This window comes from Tsukamurella sp. 1534 (assembly GCF_000312385.1).
GTDB lineage: Bacteria > Actinomycetota > Actinomycetes > Mycobacteriales > Mycobacteriaceae > Tsukamurella.
Genome location: NZ_HE997626.1, coordinates 352,924 through 375,521 on the forward strand (window position 1 = coordinate 352,924; position 22,598 = coordinate 375,521).

The window sequence follows — 22,598 nt, forward strand, 5'->3', positions numbered from 1 at the left end:
ATCAGTATGCCAGGTACCCGCGTAACCTGGGGTCCCGATGGCGAATCTTCTCGGCGCGGACGCGCTGCACCTCGAGTACCCGACGAAAACCGTCTTCGACTCCGTCTCCCTCGGCGTCAACGACGGGGATCGCATCGGCATCGTCGGCCGCAACGGCGACGGCAAGTCGAGCCTGCTCGGCATGCTCGCCGGCACCCGCGAGCCCGATTCGGGCCGGGTCACCCGGCGCGGCGGTGTCCGGGTGGGCGTGCTCACCCAGACCGACCTCTTCGACGACGAGGACACCGTGGCCCACTCCGTGGTGGGCGACGCGGAGGAGCACGAGTGGGCGGGCGACGCCCGGATCCGCGACATCATCGCGGGGCTGCTCACCGATCTCCCCTGGCACGGGCGCCTCGGCGAGCTCTCGGGCGGGCAGCGGCGGCGCGTGCAGCTCGCGCAGCTGCTCACCGGCGAACACGACGTGCTGATCCTCGACGAGCCCACCAACCACCTCGACGTCGAGGCCATCCAGTGGCTCGCGGGGCACCTCAAGAACCGCTGGCCCGCGGGGCAGGGCGGGCTGCTCATGGTCACCCACGACCGGTGGATCCTGGACGAGGTCTGCACCGCGACGTGGGAGGTGCACGACCGGATCGTCGAGCCCTTCGAGGGCGGCTACGCCGCGTACATCCTGCAGCGCGTGGAACGCGACCGGCAGGCCGCGTCCATCGAGCAGAAGCGGCAGAACCTGGCCCGCAAGGAGCTCGCGTGGCTGCGCCGCGGCGCACCGGCCCGCACCTCGAAGCCGAAGTTCCGGATCGACGCCGCCAACGCCCTCATCTCCGACGTGCCGGAGATCCGCGACAAGACCGAGCTCCAGTCGCTCGCCGTGTCGCGGCTCGGCAAGGACGTGGTCGACATCCTCGACGTGTCCGTCTCGTACGGCGAGAAGCCCGTGCTCTCCGACGTCGAGTGGCGCATCGCGCCCGGCGAGCGCACCGGCATCCTCGGGGTGAACGGTGCCGGCAAGTCCACCCTGCTCGGGCTGGTCGACGGTGCCGTGTCCCCCACGTCCGGCACGGTCAAGCGCGGCAAGACCGTGAAGGTGGCCACGCTGACCCAGCGCCTCGACGAGTTGGAGGACCACCTCGACGACCCGGTGCGGGTGGTGCTCTCGCGGCTCGCGACGAGCTTCACCGTGGGCAGCGGCTCCAAGGCGCAGGAGCTCACCCCCGCGCAGCTGTTGGAGCGGCTCGGCTTCGCCTCGGCGCAGCTGTCCACGCCGGTCAAGGACCTCTCCGGCGGGCAGAAGCGGCGGCTGCAGCTGCTGCTGATCCTGCTGGACCAGCCGAACGTGCTGATCCTCGACGAGCCGACGAACGACCTGGACACCGACATGCTGGCCGCGATGGAGGACCTCCTCGACTCGTGGCCCGGCACCCTGATCGTGGTGTCCCACGACCGGTACTTCCTGGAGCGGGTGACCGATCAGCAGTACGCGATCCTCGAGCGGCGGCTGCGGCACCTGCCGGGCGGCGTCGACGAGTACCTCGCCCTGCGGCGCGCCCAGCACGCCGGCGCGACGGGCCCGGCCGGGGCGCCCACCGAGTCGTCTGGGTCGTCCGCGGCGTCGACCGCCGAGACCCCGTCGGGCCTGAGCGGCGCCGAGCTGCGCGCCGCGCAGAAGGAGATCGCCTCGGTCGAGCGCCGGATGGGCAAGCTCACCGACCAGGTCACCGCGGCGAAGAACGCCCTCGCCGATCACGACCAGGGCGACTACGCCGGTCTCGCCGAGGAGATGAAGAAGATCTCCGCGCTCGAGGACGAGCTGGCGGAGCAGGAGCTCCGCTGGCTCGAACTCGGCGAGTCCCTGGAGGGCTGACGGCTACAGCACGTCGTCGTCGACCCAGTCGAGCGTCCGCTGCACGGCCTTCCCCCAATTCCGGTAGAGCCGAGCGCGTTCCGCCTCATCGGCGGTGGAGGTCCAGCGACGGTCCTCGGCCCAGTTGTCGATGACGTCCTGCTCGCCCTGCCAGTAGCCCACGGCGATGCCGGCGGCGTACGCGGCGCCCAGGGCCGCGGTCTCGGCGACCTGCGGCTTCACCACGTCGACGCCGAGCTGATCGGCCTGGAACTGCATCAGCAGGCCGTTGGCGGTCATGCCGCCGTCGACCTTGAGCTCCGTCAGCGCCGTGCCGGCGTCCGCGTGCATCGCCTCGACGACGTCGCGGGTCTGGTACGCAACGGATTCCAGGACGGCGCGACAGAGGTGCTCCTTGCGCACGAAGCGCGTCAGCCCGACGATCGCGCCGCGGGCGTCCGACCGCCAGTAGGGCGCGAACAGGCCCGAGAAGGCGGGCACGATGTAGGCGCCGCCGTTGTGCTCGACGCGGCGCGCGGCATCCTCGATCTGCGAGGCGTCCGTGATCATCTCGAGGTTGTCGCGGATCCACTGCACGAGCGAACCGGTGACCGCGATGGATCCCTCCAGCGCGTACCGCGCGGGCGCGTCGCCGATCTTGTAGCAGACGGTGGTGAGCAGCCCGTTCTTGCTGTGCACGGGCGTGGTTCCCGTGTTCAGCAGCAGGAAGCTGCCTGTGCCGTAGGTGTTCTTGGCCATGCCCTCCTCGAAGCACGCCTGTCCGAAGGTCGCCGCCTGCTGGTCGCCCAGGATGCCGGAGATCGGGACGTCCGCGAGCATGCCGTGCTTGCGGCCGGTGCCGTAGACCTCCGACGACGAGCGGATCTCCGGCAGCATCGACAGCGGGATGCCCATCTCCGCGCAGATCTCCGGATTCCAGTCCAGCGTCTCGATGTTCATCAGCATCGTGCGGGAGGCGTTGGTCACGTCGGTGGCGTGCACGCCGCCGTTCGGACCGCCCGTCATGTTCCACAGCACCCAGGAGTCGGTGGTGCCCATGAGGAGGTCCCCCGCCTCGGCCCGGGCGCGGGCGCCCTCGACGTTCTCCAGGATCCACATCACCTTGGGGCCGGTGAAGTAGGTCGCCAGCGGCAGCCCGACCTTCTCCTTGAACCGGTCCGGGCCCTCCTCCGCGGCGAGGCGCTCCACGATGTCCTTGGTCCGGGTGTCCTGCCAGACGATCGCGTTGTACACCGGCTCGCCGGTGTTGCGGTCCCAGACGACCACGGTCTCACGCTGATTGGTGATGCCGACCGCGGCGATCCGGTGCAGCGAGATGTCTGCGGACGACAGTGCCACCGCGACGACCTCGCGGACGTTCGCCCAGATCTCCATCGGGTCGTGCTCGACCCAGCCCGCGCGCGGGAAGATCTGCTCGTGCTCCATCTGGCCCGTCGTCACGATCCGGCCGCGCTGGTCGAAGACGATCGCCCGGCTGCTGGTGGTTCCCTGGTCGATCGCCATCACATAGGTGGTGTCGCTCATCGTCGAATCCTCTCGGTGGGTGGTTGCAGTGAGATGTACTGTGGAGTCCGCTGTTTCAGGTGGATCGATCATGAGATGTACAGCCCGCCGACGAGTCCGGCGATCACGCCTCCCGCGAGCGGCCCCGCGACGGGCACCCATGCGTACGACCAGTCATTTCCGCCCTTGCCCTTGATGGGCAGCAGGGCGTGGGCGATGCGGGGACCGAGATCGCGGGCGGGGTTGATCGCGTACCCGGTCGGGCCGCCGAGCGAGATGCCGATACCGACCACGATCAGTGCCACGGCCAGCGGGCCGAGGCCCGACGGGGTCTTCCCCAGCACCAGGATCGCGAGGACCAGGACGAACGTCGCGACCGCCTCGGTGAGCACGTTGTGCGGGTACGAGCGGACCTCGGGACCCGTCGCGAACACGCCGAGTTTGACGCCGGGGTCCGCGTGCGCGTCGAACTGCTTCCAGTAGGCCAGCCAGGTGACCACCGCACCGAGGAAGGCGCCGAGGAACTCCCCCGCGAAGTAGGTGGCGGTCGACCCCGCGGTGACCGGAACGCCCGGGGCGTACTCCGCGGCCCCGCTGCTGAGGATCCCCACCGTGACAGCGGGATTGAGGTGCGCACCGGACCGGTACGCCACGTAGACGCCCGCGAAGACGGCGATGCCCCAGCCGAGGCCGATCATGAGGAAGTTCGCATCACCCCCTTTCGTCTTCGGCAGGATCGTGTTGGCCACGACGCCGCATCCCAACAACAGCAGGACGGCGGTTCCGAAGACCTCGGAGACGAACACGGCGGACAGCGCCGGGCCGGCGGCCGGGTCCGCGAGTAGGACGGTGTCGATCATGGGCACTCCTCGGCTCGCCGGTGCGAGCGGCGAATCGGTCGAAAGGTACGGGGAAAGGATCCGGGTGATCGGCGGCGCTCAGGCGAGCGTGGTGGGCCGGGCACCGGTCAGATCGGCGAGGACGTCGCCGGCGCGCGTGCGGGCGGCTTCGGCGGCGGCGTCGTCGGGCGCGGACGCGGCGGCGGATTCGGCCGCGCAGCGGGCGCGATACGCCTCCGCCTCGGTGCGCCGGCGGGCGTCGTCCCAGCCCAGCTCCGACGCCATGATGTCGACGATCTCGCCCAGCGCGGCGATGCCGTGGTCACCCACCTCGTACACGAGGCGGGTCCGGATCGTCATCATGTCCTCGACGTGCAGCGCGCCCTCGTGCGTTGCACCATAGGCGATCTCGGCACGGAGGTACGCGGGCGCCGCTTCGAGCGGACGCCCGAGGTCAGGCCGCGCGTCGACCATCTCCAGCAGTTCGGGCAACGCGGATCCGTAGCGGTGCAGCAGGTGCGAGACCATCGCGTCCGACCATCCGTACCTGCGGGCGATCTCCGGCGCCTGCCGGGCGTAGGCGTGGTAGCCGGCCGCGCCGATGAGAGGAGTGGTCGCCGTCTCGGACGGAAGCCCGGCGGCGCGCTGTGCGCCCAGCACGAAATCGACGGCGTCCTCGGCCATCACGCGGTAGGTCGTCAGCTTCCCGCCCGCGATGGACACCAGCCCCGGGACCACCTCGGTCACCGTGTGCTCGCGCGAGACCTTCGCGGAAGAGGTGCCGTCGCCCTTCGTCTCGGGCTGCAGTAGTGGGCGCAGTCCGGCCCAGGTCCCGACCACGTCGCCGCGGGTGAGTGGCTGTTCGAGGATCGAATTGGCGTGCCCCAGGACGTAATCGATATCGGCCTCGCTGGCCACCGGATGGGTGAGGTCGCCGTGGTAGGCGGTGTCCGTCGTGCCGATGACCCAGTACCGGGACCAGGGGATGATGAACAGCACCGATTTCTCGGTCTGCAGGATCACGCCGGAATCGCCCGCGATCCGATCGCGCGGGATCACGACGTGGATCCCCTTGGAGGCCAACACCCGCAGCCCCGATTCGGGGGCCGCCATACGCTGGGTGTCCTCGGTCCAGACGCCGGTCGCGCCGATCACGGAGTCCGCCCTCACGGTGCGCTCGGTGTCCGTCTCCAGGTCGCGCAGGACGGCACCGGTCACGCGACCCGACGCGTCCTCGGTCAGCCGGACGACCTCGGTGCGGCTCGCGGCGAACGCCCCGAACTGCGCGGCGGTGCGGATCAGCGCGAGCACGAGCCGGGCGTCGTCGACCTGCCCGTCGTAGTACCGGATGGCGCCGCGGCAGGCCGACGCCTTCATGGCCGGGAACTCCTTGGCGACCCCCTCGCGGGAGACGTGACGGTGCAACGGGACGGCGCGGTTGCGCGTGCCGATCGTGGCGAGCGCGTCGTAGAGCGCGATGCCCGCACCCACCGGAACCCGCTCGTACCAGGCGCGCAGTGGATAGAGGAAGGGCACGGCGCGCACCAGGTGCGGCGCCAGCCGGTCGAGCAGCAGCCCGCGCTCGCCGAGGGCCTCGGTCACCAGCTTGAAGTCCAGCATCTGCAGGTAGCGCAGACCCCCGTGGACCAGCTTGCTGGACCGGCTGGAGGTGCCGGCGCCCCAGTCCTGGGCGTCGACCACCGCGACCCTGAGGCCGCGGGTCGCCGCGTCGAGGGCGATGCCGGCCCCGGTCACCCCTCCGCCGATCACGAGGACGTCCAGGCCGCGATCCTCGCTCATGGCCTCCAGCGCCGCCTCCCGGGCCTGCGCGTTCAGTGCTGTCATCATGCCTCCGTTTCGTGTTGCAATGACATCAGCGTGGCATCTTCGGAACGTTTTCTCTACGCTGTGCACATACGTGCAGTGATGCCCGTCACACCGGAACGGATGGAGCGCGACGATGGAGTCCCACCCGTGGTCGGACGATGAACTGCGCCGCGTCGCGACGCTGTACTACTACGGCGACGAGACGATGGAGACGATCGCGGCCGGCGCGGGCGTCTCCCGCTCGACGGTCTCGCGGCAACTGAACCTGGCCCGCCGGCGCGGCATCGTGCGCATCGACATCAGGTCCGGGGACGGCACCGGCGGCCTCAGTGCCGAACTGGCGAAACGGTTCGGGATCGAAGCGCACGTCGTGCCCGTCCGCGAGACCGCGACGGACAGCCACCGCCTCACCCAGGTCGCCCGGTCCGCGGGTCGACTGCTGAGCGACTGGTTCGACGACGACACGGTCATGGGGGTGGCGTGGGGCACCACCGTGTCCAGCGTGATGGAACACCTCGTGCCCAAGCGGACGCGCGGCGGAACCGTGGTGCAGCTCAACGGCGCGGTGCACGCCGCGAGCGCCGAGGTCCGGTACGTCAGCGACCTCCTCGGGCGGGCGTGCGACGCGTTCGACGCGCGCCCGGTGTTCTTCCCCGTTCCGGCGTTCTTCGACGATCCGGCCACCAAAGCCGCGCTCTGGCGGGAGCGATCCATCGCGAGCGTCGTCGACCTGCAGCAACGGTGCGATTTCGTCGTGTTCGGCGTCGGCTCGTGGTGGGGCCAGCTGACCTCACAGGTCTACGCGGGCGGCTACCTCGACGCGGAGGACATCACCGCGCTCAAGCACGCGGGTGTCGTCGGCGACGTCTGCACGACGTTCGTCCGCGGTGACGGGAGCTGGGCGGATCTGCGGATCAACGAGCGCACCAGCGGCCCCGACCTGGGGCGGCTCGCGCTGGTGCCGCGCCGGCTGTGCGTGGTGGCCAGCTCCAGCCGCATCCCGGGCACGCTCGGCGCGCTCGGCGCCGGCGCGATCAGCCACCTGGTCATCGACGAACAAACGGCCACCGAACTCCTGCGGGCGGGCGCGCCGCGCGCGCGGCCCCGGCAACGCCGTGTGCGGCGCTGAGCCCCGTCGGCACGGCGTCATACGCGGACGGCGGTGGCCCGGCCGTCCGGTCGGGCCACCGCCGTCGTCAGCGCGTCTCAGGCAGCGTTCGCCGCGTACCTCGCCGGGTCCGCGTCGAACTTCGGCGCGCATCCGGGGCAGCAGAAGTAGAACCGCTCGCCCTCGAAGTCGCGGAACAGTCCGGCGGCCTCGGCGGTGGACTTGACCACGGGGTTGCCCACCATCACCGGGCAGGTGGTCGCATCCGCGTCCTTCCCGGCGACGGCCTCGCCGGTCGGGTCCTCGGCAGTCGATGCCTCGACGGGGGCGGTATCGTGGTTTCCACAGCAGCTCATGGTGTTTCCTCTCGGTGATTCGGTTGCGGGGTTCTTCGAGCCGCCCGCGCTACTGCGGAATCCCCGCAGCCGCAGGCTGTTGCCGACGACGAAGACGCTGGAGAACGCCATCGCCGCGCCGGCGAGCATGGGGTTGAGCATCCCGAGCGCCGCGACGGGCACGGCCGCCACGTTGTAGGCGAAGGCCCAGAACAGGTTCGTCCGGATGGTTCCGAAGGTCCTGCGGGACAGCCTGATCGCGTCCACCACGGCGCGCAGGTCACCGCGCACCAGCGTGATGTCGGAGGCCTCGATCGCCACATCGGTGCCGGTGCCCATGGCCAGGCCCAGGTCGGCGTGCGCCAGTGCGGGCGCGTCGTTCACTCCGTCGCCGACCATGGCCACCACGCGGCCCTCGCCCTGCAGCCGGGCGACCACATCCACCTTGTCCTGCGGCATGACCTCGGAGATCACCTCGTCGATGTCCACCTCGGCGGCGATCCGCCGGGCCGCCGCGTCGTTGTCGCCGGTGAGCAGCACGGGCGTCAGGCCGAGTCCCCGCAGGCCGCGGATCGCCTCCGCGCTGGTGGGTTTCACGGTGTCGGCGACCACCAGGATGCCCCTGGCCTCGCCGTCCCAGCCGACGCCGACCACGGTCTTGCCCTGCTCCTCGGCGTCCCGCTTGGCGCGGGCGACGGCCGGGCTCAGGCGCAGGGACCAGTCCTGCAGCAGCGCGTCGCGGCCCACGATCACGCCGTGCCCGTCGACCACGCCCTGCACGCCCCGACCCTCGACGTTCGCGAACCCCTCTGGGGTGGAGAGCGTTCCGTACTCCTGTGCGGCGGCCGCGGCGATCGCCCGGGCGATCGGATGCTCGGATGCGGCCTCCAGCGCGCCGGCCAGGCGCAGCACCTCGTCGCGGTCCGCGCCCGGTTCGGTGATCACGTCCACGAGGGTCATCCGGCCGGTTGTGACCGTGCCGGTCTTGTCCAGCACGACGGTGTCCACGCGCCGGGTGGATTCGAGCACCTCGGGGCCCTTGATGAGGATGCCGAGCTGCGCGCCGCGGCCGGTGCCGACGAGCAGCGCGGTCGGGGTGGCGAGGCCGAGGGCGCACGGGCAGGCGATCACGAGGACCGCGACGGCCGCAGTGAACGCCGCGGACACGGGGAAGCCCGCACCCAGCCAGGCGCCGAGCGTGACGACGGCGATGAGGATGACGATCGGCACGAACACGCCGGAGATGCGGTCGGCCAGGCGCTGCACGCGGGCCTTCCCGGTCTGCGCGTCCTCCACGAGTTCCGCCATTCGCGCGAGCTGGGTGTCCGCTCCCACGCGGGTCGCCCGGACCACCAGGCGGCCCCCGGCGTTGACGGTGGCGCCGGTGACGGCGTCGCCCTCCCCCACCTCGACGGGGACGGATTCGCCGGTGAGCATCGAGGCGTCCACGGCGGAGGAGCCGGACGTCACGACGCCGTCGGTGGCGATCTTCTCGCCCGGGCGCACGACGAACTCGTCGCCCACCGCGAGCTGCTCGACCGGCACCTCGACCTCGGCACCGTCGCGCAGCACGGCGACCTCCTTCGCGCCCAGTTCGAGCAGCGCGCGCAGCGCGGTTCCCGCGCGCCGCTTGGACTTCTTCTCGAAGTAGCGGCCGGCGAGGACGAACGTCGTGACGCCCGCGGCGGCCTCGAGGTAGATGTTCGCGGCCCCGTCGGACGGGGCGAGCGTCAGCGCGAACAGGTGCACCATGCCGGGAGTGCCCGCGGTGCCCAGGAACAGCGCGTAGAGCGACCACAGGAACGCGGCCAGGGTGCCCATCGAGATGAGCGTGTCCATCGTCGCGGTGCCGTGTCGCAGGTTGGCCCACGCGGCGCGGTGGAACGGCCATGCGGCCCAGACGATCACGGGCGCCGTCAGCGTGAGCGAGGCCCACTGCCAGTAGGTGAACTGGAACGCGGGCACCATCGCCATCGCGATCACCGGCGCGGTGAGCGCCGCGGCGCCGATCAGCCGGGTGCGCAACGAGTCCACCTCGCGGTCCTCGGCGGTCTCCCCGGACCCTCCGGCCGGAGCGGCGGGCGCGGTGCCGCGCGCCGGGACGGGCGTGGCCGTGTAACCGGTCTTCTCGACCTCGGAGACGAGGGCCGCGGCGTCGTAGCCCGCGGGCGCGGTCACCTTCGCCCTCTCCGTCGCGTAGTTGACCGTCGCGACCACCCCGTCGAGCTTGTTGAGCCGCCGCTCGATCCGGTTGGCGCAGGAGGCGCAGGTCATGCCCCCGATGTCGAGCTCGATCGCCGCCTCGGGAGCGGCCTTGACCTCGTCACTCATCGTCAGTGTCCCGTCTCGTCGTGGGTGTCCCCGCCATGGCCGCCGTCCTGCGGCTGGGCGGGGATCGTGGTCTGCTGGGGCGAGGGCTGCGCGCCGTCGTTCCGCGCACCGTCCCGCGCCGCGCCGGGCTGCGCGTCCACGACGAAGCTCGCGGTGCGCACCGTGCCGCCGACCTGGAAGTCCAGGTACAGCAGGTAGCGGCCGGCGGTGGGGGCCGCGGCCTGGAACGAGATGGCCGGCCCGCCGAGGTCGCCCGCCTTGGGCTCGGTGCCCTCCGGATGCACGTGCAGGAAGGCCAGGTCGCCCTGACGGAGAGCCACCAGGTGGCCGAACGCGCCGAGGTAGGGCTGGAGGTCGCGCACGGGTGCGCCGTCGCGGGCCACCGAGAGGGTCAGCGGCCGGGTCGCGCCGGCGGCGAGGTCACCGTCGAGCGTGACGGTGTAACCGTCGACGGTGGAGACCCGCGAGGGCGCCGGATCCACCGGCGTGAACCCGCCCGCGACCTCCACGGTGCGGGTCAGCGTCGCCGCGGCCCCGTCCTGCGCGGCGAAGTCCGCGTAGACCCGGTAGGTGCCCGGCTCGGCCCAGCTCCACGGGAGCGACCAGGTGCCCGTCGCGGCGTCGAGTGTCGGGTGCACATGCCGGAACGCGGCACCGTCGGACCGCACGACCATGAGGTGCATGTCCTTCTCGTGGGTGCGCGCGAATCGCGTGACCGGGGCGCCGGCGGTGGTCTCGATCCGGAAGCTCAGCGTGCCCTGCTCGCCGACCGCCGCGGGTGCGGCGACGGACGTCAGCACCATGCCCTCGGCGCTGAGCGAGAGGCCCTTGAGGCCCGCCGACGTCGCCGTCGCCTCCGGGCCGCCGTGTGCTCCATGACTTTCCATCTCACCACTCCGTTCCGTCCAGCCCGCGACGACCGAATCGGGGACCACCGCTCCCGCGAGGCCGAAAGCCGCGCCGAACGCGACCACGACGCCGGCGCCGTACAGCGCGAGCCGTCCTCCTGCATTCAACGGACGAGTCCGGCCGATGCGCCGGCTCCCTTCGCGTCCCATGGGATTCCTCCTCGGTCGAGATACCCCCTATGGGTATCTGGTTCGCGATCGACTTTATACCCCTAGGGGGTATCCGACAAGGAGGGGCGGACACGAACTTTTCGTCAGTGCCGCGCGGCGGGCGGACCGCGCCCCGCGCCTCCCCTTCCCGCGATCACGCGCTGTTCCCGCGACTGCCGTGGCGATCGCGGGAACAGCGGAGAATCGCGGGAGCCGGCCGCGATGTCGCGGGAAACGGCGCGGGATCGCGGGAACGGAGAAGCGTCGCGGGAACGCGGGCGGCCCTGTCAGGGCACGACGGTGGCGCCCGGCACCGGGCCGGAGGCCACGCGGACCGTCCGGCACACGCCCGCGCCGGCGAGCTCCGATCCCACGTCGACCGCGGATTGCGCGTCCGCGCAGAGGAAGGCGCAGGTGGGACCGCTGCCGGAGACGATGCCGGCGAGCGCGCCCGCCTCCATGCCCGCCCGCAGGGTGCGGCGCAGCCCGGGCTGGAGCGAGAGCGCGGCGGCCTGCAGGTCGTTGATCAGGAGCGGCGCGAGCCTGTTCGGATCCCCGGAGGCGACGGCGGCGAGGAGCCCGTCGGGGGTGCCAGCGCGCGGCGGATCGCCGGCCTGCCGCAGCAGATCGAGCTCGTGGTACACGGCGGGCGTGCTGAGCCCGTCGCGCGCGAGCGCGAGCGCCCAGTGGAATTCACCGCGGGACAGCGCGGGGATCAGGCGCTCCCCCCTGCCGGTGCCGAGAGCGGTGCCGCCGTGCAGCGAGAACGGGACGTCGGAGCCGAGCGTCGCGGCGATCTCGTCGAGCTCCGCGCGCGACACCTCGAGGCCCCAGAGCGCCGCGGCGCCCAGCAGCGCGGCGGCCGCGTCGGCGGAGCCGCCCGCCATGCCCCCGGCGACGGGGATGCCCTTCGCGATCTCGATGTGCACCGACGGGTCCTTGTCGTACCGCTCCGCCAGCGCCACCACCGCGCGGGCGGCGAGGTTCGTGGGGTCGACGGGGACGTCCCGCGCACCGTCGCCCGTGACGTGCAGGGTGAGGGCGTCCGACGGGGCGATGGTCACGTCGTCGTGCAGGGACAGCGCCTGGAAGACGGTGGTGAGCTCGTGGAAGCCGTCCGGCCGCACATCGCCGACACCGAGGTGCAGGTTGACCTTGGCGGGCGCCCGCACGGTGACGGACTCGGGGACCACTGACAGCACGTCGCCAGCCTACGGGGCCGAACCCGTTGCGGGCGTGCGCGGCGCGGCCGATCTGGCGCGCGCGATCGCCGCGAACTGCTCCACCCCCAGCTTCTCGCCCCGCTCGCGCGGGTCCACGCCGGCCGCGACGAGGATCTCCTCCGCGGCCGCCGGCGAGCCCGCCCAGCCGCTGAGCGCTGCGCGCAGGGTCTTGCGGCGCTGCGCGAAGGCCGCGTCGATCGCCGGCCACAGCTGGGCGCGGTCGATATCGGCCCGCGCGGCGGGCTCGTGCAGGTCGATCCGCACCAGTCCGGATTCGACGTTGGGCTCGGGCCAGAACACCGCCCGCCCGACGGTGCCGGCCTTGCGCACGGCGCCGTAGTAGGCCGCCTTGACCGACGGGACGCCGTACACCCGCGAGCCGGGGGCGGCGGCGAGCCTGTCGGCGACCTCCAGCTGCACCATCACCAGTACCGTGCGCAGCGTGGGCACCTCGGCCAGCAGGTGCAGCAGCACCGGTACCGCGACGTTGTAGGGGAGGTTCGCGACGAGGACCGTCGGGGCGCCCCCCGCGGCCACCTGCTCCCCCGTGACCTTGAGCGCGTCCTCGCCGATCACGGTGAGGTTCCCGGCGAGCTCGGGCGCGCGGTCTGCGACGGTGAGCGGAAGCTGTTGCGCGAGAACGGGGTCGATCTCGACGGCGGTCACGGCGGCCGCGGCGTCGAGGAGCGCGAGGGTGAGCGAGCCGAGCCCGGGGCCGACCTCGAGCGCCACATCGTCCGGGTGGACGCCGGCCGCGGACACGATCTTGCGGACCGTGTTCGGGTCGTGGACGAAGTTCTGCCCCAGCGTCTTCGTGGGCCGAACGGACAACTGCCCGGCCAGTCCGCGGATCTCCGCGGGGCCGAGCAGTCGTGCCTGATTCTTGAATTCGGCGCCGGTCACAGCGCGAGTCTAGTCGGCTACTCCGAGTTGCCCGACAGGCCGAGCTTCGAGGAGCAGGACGGCCACGCGCTCCAGCCCTGCGCCTTGAGGGTCTTGCGGGCGATCTCGATCTGCTCCTCGCGGGTGGCCAGATCGGCGCGCGGCGCGTACTTGCCGCCGCCGTGGCGCAGCCAGGTGCCGTAGTCGAACTGGACGCCGCCGTAGAAGCCGTTGCCGGTGTTGATCGACCAGTTGCCGGTGGACTCGCACTGCACGAGGCGGTCCCACACGGAGCCCATGGGCACGAACGGTGCGCCCGGGGCGGTGCCCACGGCGGTCACGCCGGGCACGCCCGGATCGGTGACGTTGGCGCTGAGCTTCTCGCGCTTGACGACCTTGCCGTCGACCACGGTCTCGCGGTACTCGACCTGCTGCGAGCCGGGCTTGCCCGGATCCTTGATCTCGGTCTTGCCGCTGGTGAGCTTGGGATCGTCGACCTTCTTGGGCGGGGCGACGTACTTCTCCGTGACGGAGACGGTGTTCACGCGGTTGCGCTCGACCTTGATGGTCATGCCGGGCTTGACCGGGGTCGAGGCCGACGGGGTCACGCTGTCCTGCTGGATCAGCGGGGTGCCCATCTTGGCGAGGTACTCGCCGACGGTGCGGCCCGCGGCGTCGGCCGGGATCGCCTTGCCGGAATCGATGACGGTGGTCTTGACCGGGGTGGCGACCGAGACGGCGGCACCGTCGAGGGGCACCTGCGCGTCCAGCGGGACGGAGACGAAGTTCTTCGAGTCACCGAGGCCGGCGGACTGGAGCGCGCCGCCCATGGTCTGCTCGGTGGTCTTGATCTTGGTGACCTTGCCGTTGTTGTTGACGGCCACCTCGCGGGCGTGCTGCACCGTGATCGGCTCGCCCGTGGAGACGGACTCACCCAGCGACGGGGACACCTTGTCGGCGTCGCCCGCGGAGACACCGGCGTCGGCGAGGATGCCCTCCACCGAGCGGCTCATGGTCGAGACCTCGCGCTGCTGGCCGTCGACGGTGATCGTCACGTCCTGGTACATCAGCGCGGCCGTGCCGCCCGCGGCGGCGAGGGACAGCAGCATGGCGCCGGTGATGGCGCGGACGGGGCCGTTGTTGAGCGCCTCGAGGCGGGAGCCGCCGTTGCCGTTCCCGGTGTCGTCGGACGCCGTCTGGGGCTGCGGCTCGGGCTCGCCGGCCTCGGAGACGGGGGCCTCCACGACCGGGGTCTCGTCGTAGAAGTCGGCCTCGAACTCGAGGAGCTCCGGATCGACCTCGAGGTCCACCGTGTTGCCGTCGATGTCGTTGACGCGGCCGAAGACGCGGTTCACGTCGAACTCGGAGGTGCGCTCGCCGGACCTGGCGAAGGCACCCCGGTACGGACGCTGCGTCGCGTCGCGCTGATCCTCGGATGTGGCGTTGTCTACGTCGAGTTCAGGCACTGGTGACTTCCCGTGGTGGACTGCGGTGGATCTTCTACATAGCCGAACGGCGACGGTTAGGTCGCCGTTTCATCACAGTACGGTAACGGAGAGTGCGGCGATGTGCCAGTTTCCCGGGCATTAAGATTTCGCGAAGGCCTCGCCGAACACCCTGTCCGCCGTGGCGGTGGTCATCTCAGCGAGCCTTTCCGGCGCGATTCCGCGCAGGTCAGCGAGGTAGTTCGCAGTATACGGCACGCAGTAGGACTCGTTCGGGGCACCCCGGTGGGGATGCGGTGTGAGATACGGCGCGTCGGTCTCGACCAGCAGTTGATCGTCGGGAACGAGTCGCGCCGCCTCCTGCAACTGCACAGCGTTGGAGAAGGTCACGGTGCCGGAGAAACTGAGCACGTACCCCCTGTCGACGCACTCCCGCGCCATCGCCGCGTCGCCGGAGAAGCAGTGGAAGATCACGGTCTCCGGCGCCCCGAACCGGTCCAGGTCGGCGATGATGTCGGCATCCGCCTCCCGGTTGTGGATCATCAGCGGCTTCCCCAGCCGTTTGGCGAGGTCGATGTGCCAGCCGAACGACGCGTGCTGCTGTTCCGGCGTGGCGACCCCGTCGCGCTTGCCCAGCCAGTACCAGTCCAGCCCCGTCTCCCCGATCGCCACGCACCGCGGGTCGGAGGCCAGGCGCTCGAGCTCCTCCCGCGCACCGTCGACCTCGAGTTGGTGCGCGTCGGTGGGGTGCAGCGCCACGGCGGCGAACACCCGGTCGTCCCAGCGGGACGCCTCGACGACGTACCGGGCCTGGTCCAGATCGCAGGCGACGGTGACCACGCGCTGCACGCCCACGGACGCGGCGCGGTCCACCAGCTCCCGCACGGCCTCCGGCGTGGTGGCCCGGCACCCGTCGAGGTGCGTGTGCGCGTCGACGAGGCCCGGCAGCGGCGCGGGCAGCGGAGGCGGCGGCTTCTTCTTACCCATGTCCGCCATTCTTCCCGGCCCTTCGGGCGTGCCGGTCGAGGGGACCATGTTTAATCCCGTGTTAAGAGCGCGGGAAGCGCCGGCTGGTGGACTCGAAGCCAGTCGAAACGAGGAGACAACATGAAGAAGTCGATCCTGCCCGCCCTGCTCATGAGCGGGGCTGTGCTCGCCGGCTGCGGCACGAACGTCAGCGGCGAGGCCACGGTCGCGGGGTCGTCGTCACCGTCGGCGGGCCCGACGGTGACCGTGCCCGCCGGGCTGGACACGGGCACCTACCCGACCGAGCCCCGCACCATCCCGGCCGCGACGAGCGACGTCTCCTGGGTGGCCGAGGGCAACCGGATGGCCGACGCGCTCATCCAGGTGAACGAGGTGGACCCCCGGATGACGATCGGCGGGGCCGCCCTGCGCTCCTTCCCCGTGCTGACCGGCATCCAGTTGAACCAGCGCGTGCCCGACGCCACCTACAAGGCGTTCTCCGACAACCAGATGCGGGTCGGCATGACCACCACGCGCGGCGACAAGCTGGAGAACCCGTCGGTGGCCGTCCGGATCGGCCTGTACCGGTTCGACAACCCGCAGAACGCCCTCAAGGCGGTCGAGGCGATCCGGCAGGCCACGAAGGCCGCCCCGTCCGTCACCGTGACCGGCGCGCAGAAGGTGGTGGCCGGCGAGTTCAAGAAGGGCACCGTCGACAGCTACCTCGCCGAGGGCGAGTTCGTCGTCAACATCAGCGGCACCGGCCCCACCACCGAGCAGGCCACGACGTTCGTCAACAAGGCCTACGAGCTGGAACTGCCGAAGCTGCGTTCCTTCTCCCCCACCCCGGCCGCCCAGGTCCCGACCCTGACCTCCGACAAGTACGGGCTGCTCGCCCGCACGCTGCCCCTCGGCAGCGACGAGCAGAACCCCCAGCTCGTCTCCGGCTACTTCGGGCTGGACGGGCTGCTGCACCGGATCGCCGACATCACCAAGGGCGGCCGCTACCGCGACGCCGGCATCGACCTGGTGGCGACCGCCAACAGCGTCGTCTACCGCACGAAGGACGACCAGGCGGCCACGGCGCTCGCGAAGTCCCTCGCCGCCGAGGACCCGGCTGTGGCCCCGATCGCCGCCCTGCCCTCGGTGACCTGCGGCAACGACACCGACGCCCGGCTGTACCGGTGCTACGTGCCGGTGGGCCGCTACCTGGGCACCGTCTCCGATAAGAGCGAGGGCGTCGCCAAGCAGAAGGGCGCGGCGCAGTTCGCGATCCTCGCGAACGCGCGGTGACCGCCGGGTCCGGCCGGCCCGAGCGGGCCGGCCGGCCCGAGCGGGCCGGCCGGGCTCGTCACTGGTCGGCGTCGGCCTCGACGTACCGCGGGAACACGCCCTGCGGCTTCGGCAGCGCCGTCCCCGGCTTGAGGCGGCCCGCCACGGCCTCGAAGGTCCGCTTGTCGCGGGGCTGCTCCAGCAGGGTCAGCAGTTCCTCCGCCGATTCCGGCATCACCGGCTGCAGCAGCAGCGCGACCTGCCGGACCACCTCGGCCGTCACGTACAGCACCGTTCCCATGCGTTCCGGGTCGCTCGTCTTGAGCTTCCACGGCTCCTGCGCGGAGAAGTAGCGGTTCGTCTCGCCCAGCACGTCCCAGATCGCCTCCAGGTACAGGTGCAGGGCCTGGTTCTCGACGTGGCCGCGGACGGTCGACAGCAGGCCGTCGGCCCGGGCGAGCAGGGCATCGTCGTCCTGGGTGAACGCGCCGGGCGCCGGCACCGTGCCGTGGCAGTTCTTGTTGATCATCGAGAGCGAGCGCTGGGCCAGGTTGCCGAGCTCGTTCGCGAGATCGGCGTTGATCCGGCCCACGATGGCCTCATGGCTGTAGCTGCCGTCCTGGCCGAAGCTGACCTCGCGGAGCAGGAAGAAGCGCAGCGCGTCGAGGCCGTACTCCTCGATCAGGGCGTACGGATCGACGACGTTGCCGACCGACTTGCTCATCTTCTCGCCCCTGTTGAACAGGAAGCCGTGCGCGAACACCCGCTCGGGCAGCTCGATGCCGGCGCTCATGAGGAACGCGGGCCAGTAGACCGCGTGGAACCGGATGATGTCCTTGCCGATCATCTGCAGCCGCGGCGGCCAGTTCGCGCGGAACCGCTCGGAGTCCGTGTCCGGGTACCCGGCGCCGGTGAGGTAGTTGGTGAGGGCGTCCACCCACACGTACATCACGTGCTCCGGGTCGCCCGGCACGGGAACGCCCCAGTCGAACGTGGTGCGGCTGATCGAGAGGTCCTTGAGGCCGCCCTTGATGAAGCTGACGATCTCATTGCGGCGGGTCGCGGGCTCCAGGTAGCCCGGGTGCCGCTCGAACAACTCCAGCAGCTTGTCCTGGTAGGCCGAGAGGCGGAAGAAGTAGGACGCCTCCTCCGTCCACTCGACGGGGGTGCCGGTGGCGATCGACGCGCGGGTGCCGTCCTCGAGCAGCGAGGTCTCGTCCTCGGCGTAGTACGCCTCGTCGCGCACCGAGTACCAGCCCGCGAACGTGTCCAGGTAGATGTCGCCGTTCGCGGCCATCTTCTCCCAGATCGCCTGCGACGCCGTGTAGTGATCGGGGTCCGTGGTGCGGATGAACCGGTCGAAGGTGGACCCGACGGCCCGCTGCAGCGACTCGAACGCCAGCGCGTTGCGGTCGGCCAGGGCCTTGGTCTCGATGCCCTCCTTCGCCGCGGTTTGCTGCATCTTCAGCCCGTGCTCGTCCGTGCCCGTCAGGAAGAACACGTCGAAACCGTCGAGGCGCTTGAACCGCGCGATCACGTCGGTGGCGATGTACTCGTAGGCGTGCCCGATGTGCGGCACGCCGTTCGGGTAGGCGATCGCCGTGGTGAGGTAGAAGACTTTGTCTGCAGCCATGGTGCGCTCAGCCTATCGGTGCCCGGCCCCCGGAATCATCCGGGAATCGTCGACGCCCGGGCTGCGGCGCATCCGGCTCGCCGCTCCCGGCGGGGAGAAGGCAGCCCCCACACGATTCGGCCTCCCCCATGAAGCTGCGACCGCGACGCCCAAAAACAACCGGGACGCCTTCTCCCGGCTGGGAGACGGAACCCCCCGGGAACCGACGCCCGACGGCCGCGGGGGCGATGGGGAGGGCGACGGGGCGGGGGTCAGCCGGGGAGGAGCCACTCGCCGTGGAACTCCAGGAGATGGTCGACGGTGGCGGGCACGGGATCGATCGCGATCACGGTGCCGTCGGCGATCAGCTGGAACCGGACGATGGAGTCCCCGTAGGACACGTACACCACGTCGTAGTCGACGCCGAGGACGCAGGTGTCGTGCGTGGGCTCGGCCGTGGCCATGCGGGCGAACTCCCCGTCGATGGAGAACGCGACGTTGCTGAGCTCGGTCGTACCGACGTGGGCCCACGCCAGGCGGCCGCCGAGGGCGGTGCCGCTGTCGAGGGTGACCACGTGTTCGTTCATCTCCTCCACCATCCCTCCGCCACCCCCGCGGAGTCCATAGGTGGATACCCCCAAACCCACCCGGAACCGTTGTGGGCGACCGCCATGACAGGATTGCGCGGTGCATCCGGTCGACATGCTGCGTGCGCTGCGCGCGCGTGGACTGCGCCCCGCGGCGCTCCTCGGCGACTGGGGCCCGTATCGGGCGGTGATCGCGCCCACCCCCGCGCTCGAACCGGGCCGCCCGCCCGACGGTGCGCCGTGGCTGGGGCTGATCGGCTATCCCGACGCCACGGGTGACGACCGCCTGGTCCCCGAGGTCGTCGGCGGGCCGCCGGGTCCGCTGCTGCTGCTCGGCGCCGACGGCCGGTGGACGAGCACCGATCCGTCGTTCGCGATCCCCGCGGCGCCGAGCGCCGGCCGGCCCTGGCGCGCCGCGTGGACGCCGCCGCACCGCGGCGACCACCGCGCGGCCGTGCTCGCCTGCCAGGAGGCGATCCGCGCGGGCGACGTGTACCAGGTGAACGTGTGCACCCGGTTCGACGGGACGCTCGACGGGGACCCGCTGGACCTGTTCGCCGACATCGCCCGCCGCACCGCGCCCACGAAGGCCGCGTACCTGGAGGGCGACTGGGGCGCGGTGGCCTCCTTCTCCCCCGAGACCTTCCTCACCGAGCGCGGCGGGCTGCTCACCGAGCGGCCGATCAAGGGGACGCTGCCCCTCGCCGAGCCGCCGGAACGGTTGCGCGCCAGTACCAAGGACGTCGCGGAGAACGTGATGATCGTGGACCTCGTGCGCAACGACCTGAGCCGCGTGGCCGCGACCGGCACCGTGCGCACCCCGCGGCTGCTCAGCGTGGACCCCGCGCCCGGCGTGTGGCACCTCGTCTCCACGGTGACCGCGGAGCAGCGGCCCGGAATCACCCGAGCGGAGCTGCTGGACGCCACCTTCCCGCCGGCGTCCGTCACGGGCACACCGAAACTCGCGGCCCGGGAACGGATCATCCAGTGGGAGAAGCACACCCGGGGGACGTACTGCGGCGCCATCGGGATCGACCACCCCGCAACGGGACTCGATCTCAATGTGGCGATCCGCACCGTCGAGGCCCGGGACGGGCGGCTGCGGCTCGGCGTGGGCGGCGGCATCACCATCGATTCGGAGCCCGGCGCCGAATGGCGCGAGTGCCTGCACAAGGCGTCCTCCATCGTCGGCGAGCCGATCGCGGAGAACCACCCGGACGGGTGACGCCACCGGCCCGGCGGGCGGCGAGCGCTCAGCGGGCGGCGAGCGCCGCCTCGTAGAGCTCCCGCTTGGACGCGCCCGTCGCCTTCGCGACGGCGGCGCACGCGTCCTTGAGCCGCTCCCCCGCCTCGACCCGGCGCAGCACCTCGCCCACGTGGTCCTCGGGGTCGGCGGAGGTGGGCGCGGCGCCGGCGATGACGACGGTGATCTCGCCCCGCACCCCGTCGGCCGCCCACGCCGCGAGCTCGCCGAGCGGCCCGCGCCGCACCTCCTCGTAGGTCTTGGTCAGCTCCCGGCACACCGCGGCCCGACGGTCCGCGCCCAGCACGTCCGCCGCGTCGGCGAGGGTGTCGGCCAAGCGGTGCGGCGATTCGAAGAACACACAGGCCCGCCGCTCGGCGACGAGCTCCTCCAGCCAGGACCGTCGCGCCCCCGATTTGCGGGGCGCGAAGCCGTCGAAGCAGAACCGCTCGACGGGCAGCCCGGACAGCGCCAGCGCCGTGGTCACGGCCGACGGCCCGGGCAAGCAAGTGACGCGATGGCCGGCCTCGACGCAGGCGGCGACCAGCCGGTAGCCGGGGTCGGAGACGGACGGCATCCCGGCGTCGGTGATCAGCAGCACCGTCTCCCCGGACGCGAGCGCGTCGAGGAGCTGCGGGATGCGGCCCTGCTCGTTGTGGTCGTAGAAGCTGAGCACCCGGCCGGCGATCTCGACGTCGAGCGACGCGGCGAGGGACCGCGCGCGGCGGGTGTCCTCGGCGGCCACGACATCGGCGGAGCCCAGCGCGGCGATCAGGCGCGCGGTCGCATCACCCGGGTTGCCCATGGGCACCCCCGCGACGATCAGCCGCCCGGCTCCCGCCACCGCGCCGTCGTGCACTCCCGGGGATCCCACACGTGACACCCTACGATGGGGCGCGTGACCGCACTGGCAACGCCCGCTCCCGAGCGCCCCCCAGTACGCGCCACCGTGAGTCCCGGCCCCACGCTGCCGCCCGCGGTGTTCGGCGCGACCGACCGGGCGTTCGGCTGGGTGGTCACCCTGGTGGTCACCGGCATCGCCGCCGCGACCAGGTTCTTCACACTGGGCTATCCGAGCAACGACGGGTTCATCGGCAGCCGGCCCGTGCAGACCCCGGTGTTCGACGAGAAGCACTACGCGCCGCAGGCGTGGCAGGTGCTGGACAGCGGCCGGTGGATCGAGGACAACCCCGGCTTCGGGCTGATCGTGCATCCGCCCGTGGCGAAGCAGATGATCGCGGTCGGCGAGTGGCTGTTCGGCTACGGCCCGATGGGCTGGCGGTTCATGTCCGCGGTGTGCGGCACACTCCTGGTGTTCCTGGTGGTCCGGGCGGCGCGGCGGCTGGCGCGGTCCACGCTGATCGGCGGGCTCGCCGGCCTCTTCCTCGTGTGCGACGGCCTCACCATGGTGTCCTCGCGGGTCGCGCTGCTCGACATCTTCCTGGTGTTCTTCGGGTTCGCGGCGTTCTCGCTGATCCTGGTGGATCGCGATCAGATGCGGGAGCGGTTCCACCGGGCGGCCGAACAGGGCCGGATCGAGGACTCCCCGTACGGCCCGCGACTGGGTTTCCGCTGGTGGCGGTTCTCGGCCGCGCTCATGGTGGGCCTGGCGTGCGGCGTGAAGTGGTCCGGCGCGTACTTCCTCATCGGCATCCTGGTGCTGTCGCTGGCGTTCGACGTGGCCAATCGCCGGCAGTACGGGGTGCTGCGGCCGTGGAAGGGCGTGCTGGTGCGCGACCTGGTCCCGTCGGGCATGTCCCTGGCGGTGCTGCCCGTGCTGGTGTACCTGGGAACCTTCTGGTCGTGGTTCGCCTCGGAGACGGCCGTGTTCCGGTACGCCGTGGGCAATCAGGTGCCCGAGGGCGGGATGTTCGGCTGGGTGCCGGCCGCCCTGCGCTCGCTGATCTACTACGAGCAGACGATCCTCGGCTTCCACGACAGCCTGACCAATTCGGCGGGCAATCACCACCCGTGGGAGTCCAAGCCGTGGACGTGGCCGATGGGCCTGCGGCCCATGCTGTACCACTACACGAACGACCAGGCTCAGGGCATGTGCGGCGACGGGCCGTGCGTGCGGGCGGTGATGGCGGTGGGCACCCCGGCGCTCACCTGGATCGCGATCCCGGTGGTGCTGTGGGCGCTGTGGAAGGCGGTCGTCAAGCGGGACTGGGCGTACGCCGCGCCGGTCCTCATGTACCTGGTGACGTTCCTGCCGTGGTTCCTCAACCTGGACCGGCAGATGTACTACTTCTACGCGCTCACCCTGATGCCGTTCCTCTGCATCATGATCGCGCTGATCTGCCGGGAGGTACTGGGGCTCGACGGGCGCGCCCGGTACTTCGGGTTCGAGCGGCTGCAGTTGGGCCGCTGGCTGGTGGTCATCTACGCGACCATCGTGGTGCTCAACTTCGCCTGGCTGTGGCCGATCCTCACCGCGACGCCGATCCCCGTGTGGTGGTGGCGGCTCGAACTGTGGTTGCCCAGTTGGCAGTAGGCACCTCGG

At 71.4% G+C, this 22,598-nt stretch carries 17 protein-coding genes; 5 read left to right on the top strand and 12 right to left on the bottom strand.

Translation table 11 applies throughout. The features are described from left to right. Window positions 1-37 precede the first annotated feature (37 nt). A complete protein-coding gene (locus tag BN39_RS01765; protein WP_019200633.1) occupies window positions 38-1,864 on the top strand; it encodes an ABC-F family ATP-binding cassette domain-containing protein in 1,827 nt (608 codons plus the stop codon). Window positions 1,865-1,867: 3 nt separating this feature from the next. On the opposite strand, the gene glpK is transcribed toward BN39_RS01765, so the two are convergent. From glpK to BN39_RS01780, 3 genes are all read right to left on the bottom strand, one after another. Then, window positions 1,868-3,388 (bottom strand): glycerol kinase GlpK, encoded by a 1,521-nt coding sequence (gene glpK, locus BN39_RS01770; protein ID WP_019200634.1) that lies wholly within the window; start codon window positions 3,386-3,388, stop codon window positions 1,868-1,870. Between the two features lie 68 nt (window positions 3,389-3,456). After that, entirely contained in the window at window positions 3,457-4,227 is a 771-nt protein-coding gene (locus BN39_RS01775; protein WP_019200635.1) for an MIP/aquaporin family protein, read from the bottom strand. 78 nt (window positions 4,228-4,305) lie between these two features. Continuing rightward, window positions 4,306-6,054 (bottom strand): glycerol-3-phosphate dehydrogenase/oxidase, encoded by a 1,749-nt coding sequence (locus BN39_RS01780; RefSeq protein ID WP_019200636.1) that lies wholly within the window; start codon window positions 6,052-6,054, stop codon window positions 4,306-4,308. Window positions 6,055-6,166: 112 nt separating this feature from the next. Here BN39_RS01780 and BN39_RS01785 point away from each other — a divergent pair, with 112 nt between their 5' ends. Continuing rightward, complete coding sequence (locus BN39_RS01785) at window positions 6,167-7,162, top strand: sugar-binding transcriptional regulator (protein ID WP_019200637.1); 996 nt, start codon at window positions 6,167-6,169, stop codon at window positions 7,160-7,162. A 77-nt stretch (window positions 7,163-7,239) separates the two neighbouring features. Here BN39_RS01785 and BN39_RS01790 read toward each other — a convergent pair whose 3' ends face one another. From BN39_RS01790 to BN39_RS01815, 6 genes are all read right to left on the bottom strand, one after another. Further along, on the bottom strand, window positions 7,240-9,807 hold the full coding sequence (locus tag BN39_RS01790) for a heavy metal translocating P-type ATPase (RefSeq protein WP_019200638.1): 2,568 nt from the start codon (window positions 9,805-9,807) through the stop codon (window positions 7,240-7,242). A 2-nt stretch (window positions 9,808-9,809) separates the two neighbouring features. Further along, the gene (locus BN39_RS01795; protein WP_202803291.1) at window positions 9,810-10,823 is read right to left on the bottom strand and encodes a heavy-metal-associated domain-containing protein; all 1,014 of its coding nucleotides are present in this window, start codon (window positions 10,821-10,823) and stop codon (window positions 9,810-9,812) included. A gap of 329 nt (window positions 10,824-11,152) precedes the next feature. After that, window positions 11,153-12,067: a 4-(cytidine 5'-diphospho)-2-C-methyl-D-erythritol kinase gene (locus tag BN39_RS01800; protein ID WP_040765743.1), complete on the bottom strand. Its 915-nt coding sequence runs from the start codon at window positions 12,065-12,067 to the stop codon at window positions 11,153-11,155. Window positions 12,068-12,076: 9 nt separating this feature from the next. Beyond that, entirely contained in the window at window positions 12,077-12,991 is a 915-nt protein-coding gene (gene rsmA / locus BN39_RS01805; RefSeq protein WP_019200641.1) for a 16S rRNA (adenine(1518)-N(6)/adenine(1519)-N(6))-dimethyltransferase RsmA, read from the bottom strand. Between the two features lie 17 nt (window positions 12,992-13,008). After that, window positions 13,009-14,436: a resuscitation-promoting factor gene (locus tag BN39_RS01810; protein ID WP_019200642.1), complete on the bottom strand. Its 1,428-nt coding sequence runs from the start codon at window positions 14,434-14,436 to the stop codon at window positions 13,009-13,011. Window positions 14,437-14,556: 120 nt separating this feature from the next. Continuing rightward, window positions 14,557-15,402 carry a TatD family hydrolase gene (locus BN39_RS01815; RefSeq protein WP_040766373.1) on the bottom strand — a complete coding sequence of 282 codons (846 nt, stop codon included), beginning with the start codon at window positions 15,400-15,402 and terminating at the stop codon, window positions 14,557-14,559. Between the two features lie 120 nt (window positions 15,403-15,522). On the opposite strand from BN39_RS01815, the gene BN39_RS01820 reads away from it, so the two are divergent. Next, on the top strand, window positions 15,523-16,674 hold the full coding sequence (locus BN39_RS01820; RefSeq protein WP_019200644.1) for a hypothetical protein: 1,152 nt from the start codon (window positions 15,523-15,525) through the stop codon (window positions 16,672-16,674). Window positions 16,675-16,732: 58 nt separating this feature from the next. On the opposite strand, the gene metG is transcribed toward BN39_RS01820, so the two are convergent. Both metG and BN39_RS01830 read right to left on the bottom strand, forming a co-directional pair. After that, entirely contained in the window at window positions 16,733-18,286 is a 1,554-nt protein-coding gene (gene metG, locus BN39_RS01825; protein WP_019200645.1) for a methionine--tRNA ligase, read from the bottom strand. Window positions 18,287-18,537: 251 nt separating this feature from the next. Then, on the bottom strand, window positions 18,538-18,852 hold the full coding sequence (locus BN39_RS01830) for a hypothetical protein (RefSeq protein WP_148281390.1): 315 nt from the start codon (window positions 18,850-18,852) through the stop codon (window positions 18,538-18,540). 100 nt (window positions 18,853-18,952) lie between these two features. Here BN39_RS01830 and BN39_RS01835 point away from each other — a divergent pair, with 100 nt between their 5' ends. Further along, window positions 18,953-20,077 carry an aminodeoxychorismate synthase component I gene (locus BN39_RS01835; protein ID WP_019200647.1) on the top strand — a complete coding sequence of 375 codons (1,125 nt, stop codon included), beginning with the start codon at window positions 18,953-18,955 and terminating at the stop codon, window positions 20,075-20,077. A gap of 28 nt (window positions 20,078-20,105) precedes the next feature. Here the strand turns inward: BN39_RS01835 and rsmI are convergent, their stop codons facing one another. After that, window positions 20,106-20,969: a 16S rRNA (cytidine(1402)-2'-O)-methyltransferase gene (rsmI, locus tag BN39_RS01840; protein WP_081585881.1), complete on the bottom strand. Its 864-nt coding sequence runs from the start codon at window positions 20,967-20,969 to the stop codon at window positions 20,106-20,108. 15 nt (window positions 20,970-20,984) lie between these two features. Here rsmI and BN39_RS01845 point away from each other — a divergent pair, with 15 nt between their 5' ends. Then, on the top strand, window positions 20,985-22,589 hold the full coding sequence (locus BN39_RS01845; protein ID WP_040765745.1) for a dolichyl-phosphate-mannose--protein mannosyltransferase: 1,605 nt from the start codon (window positions 20,985-20,987) through the stop codon (window positions 22,587-22,589). Window positions 22,590-22,598 lie beyond the last annotated feature (9 nt).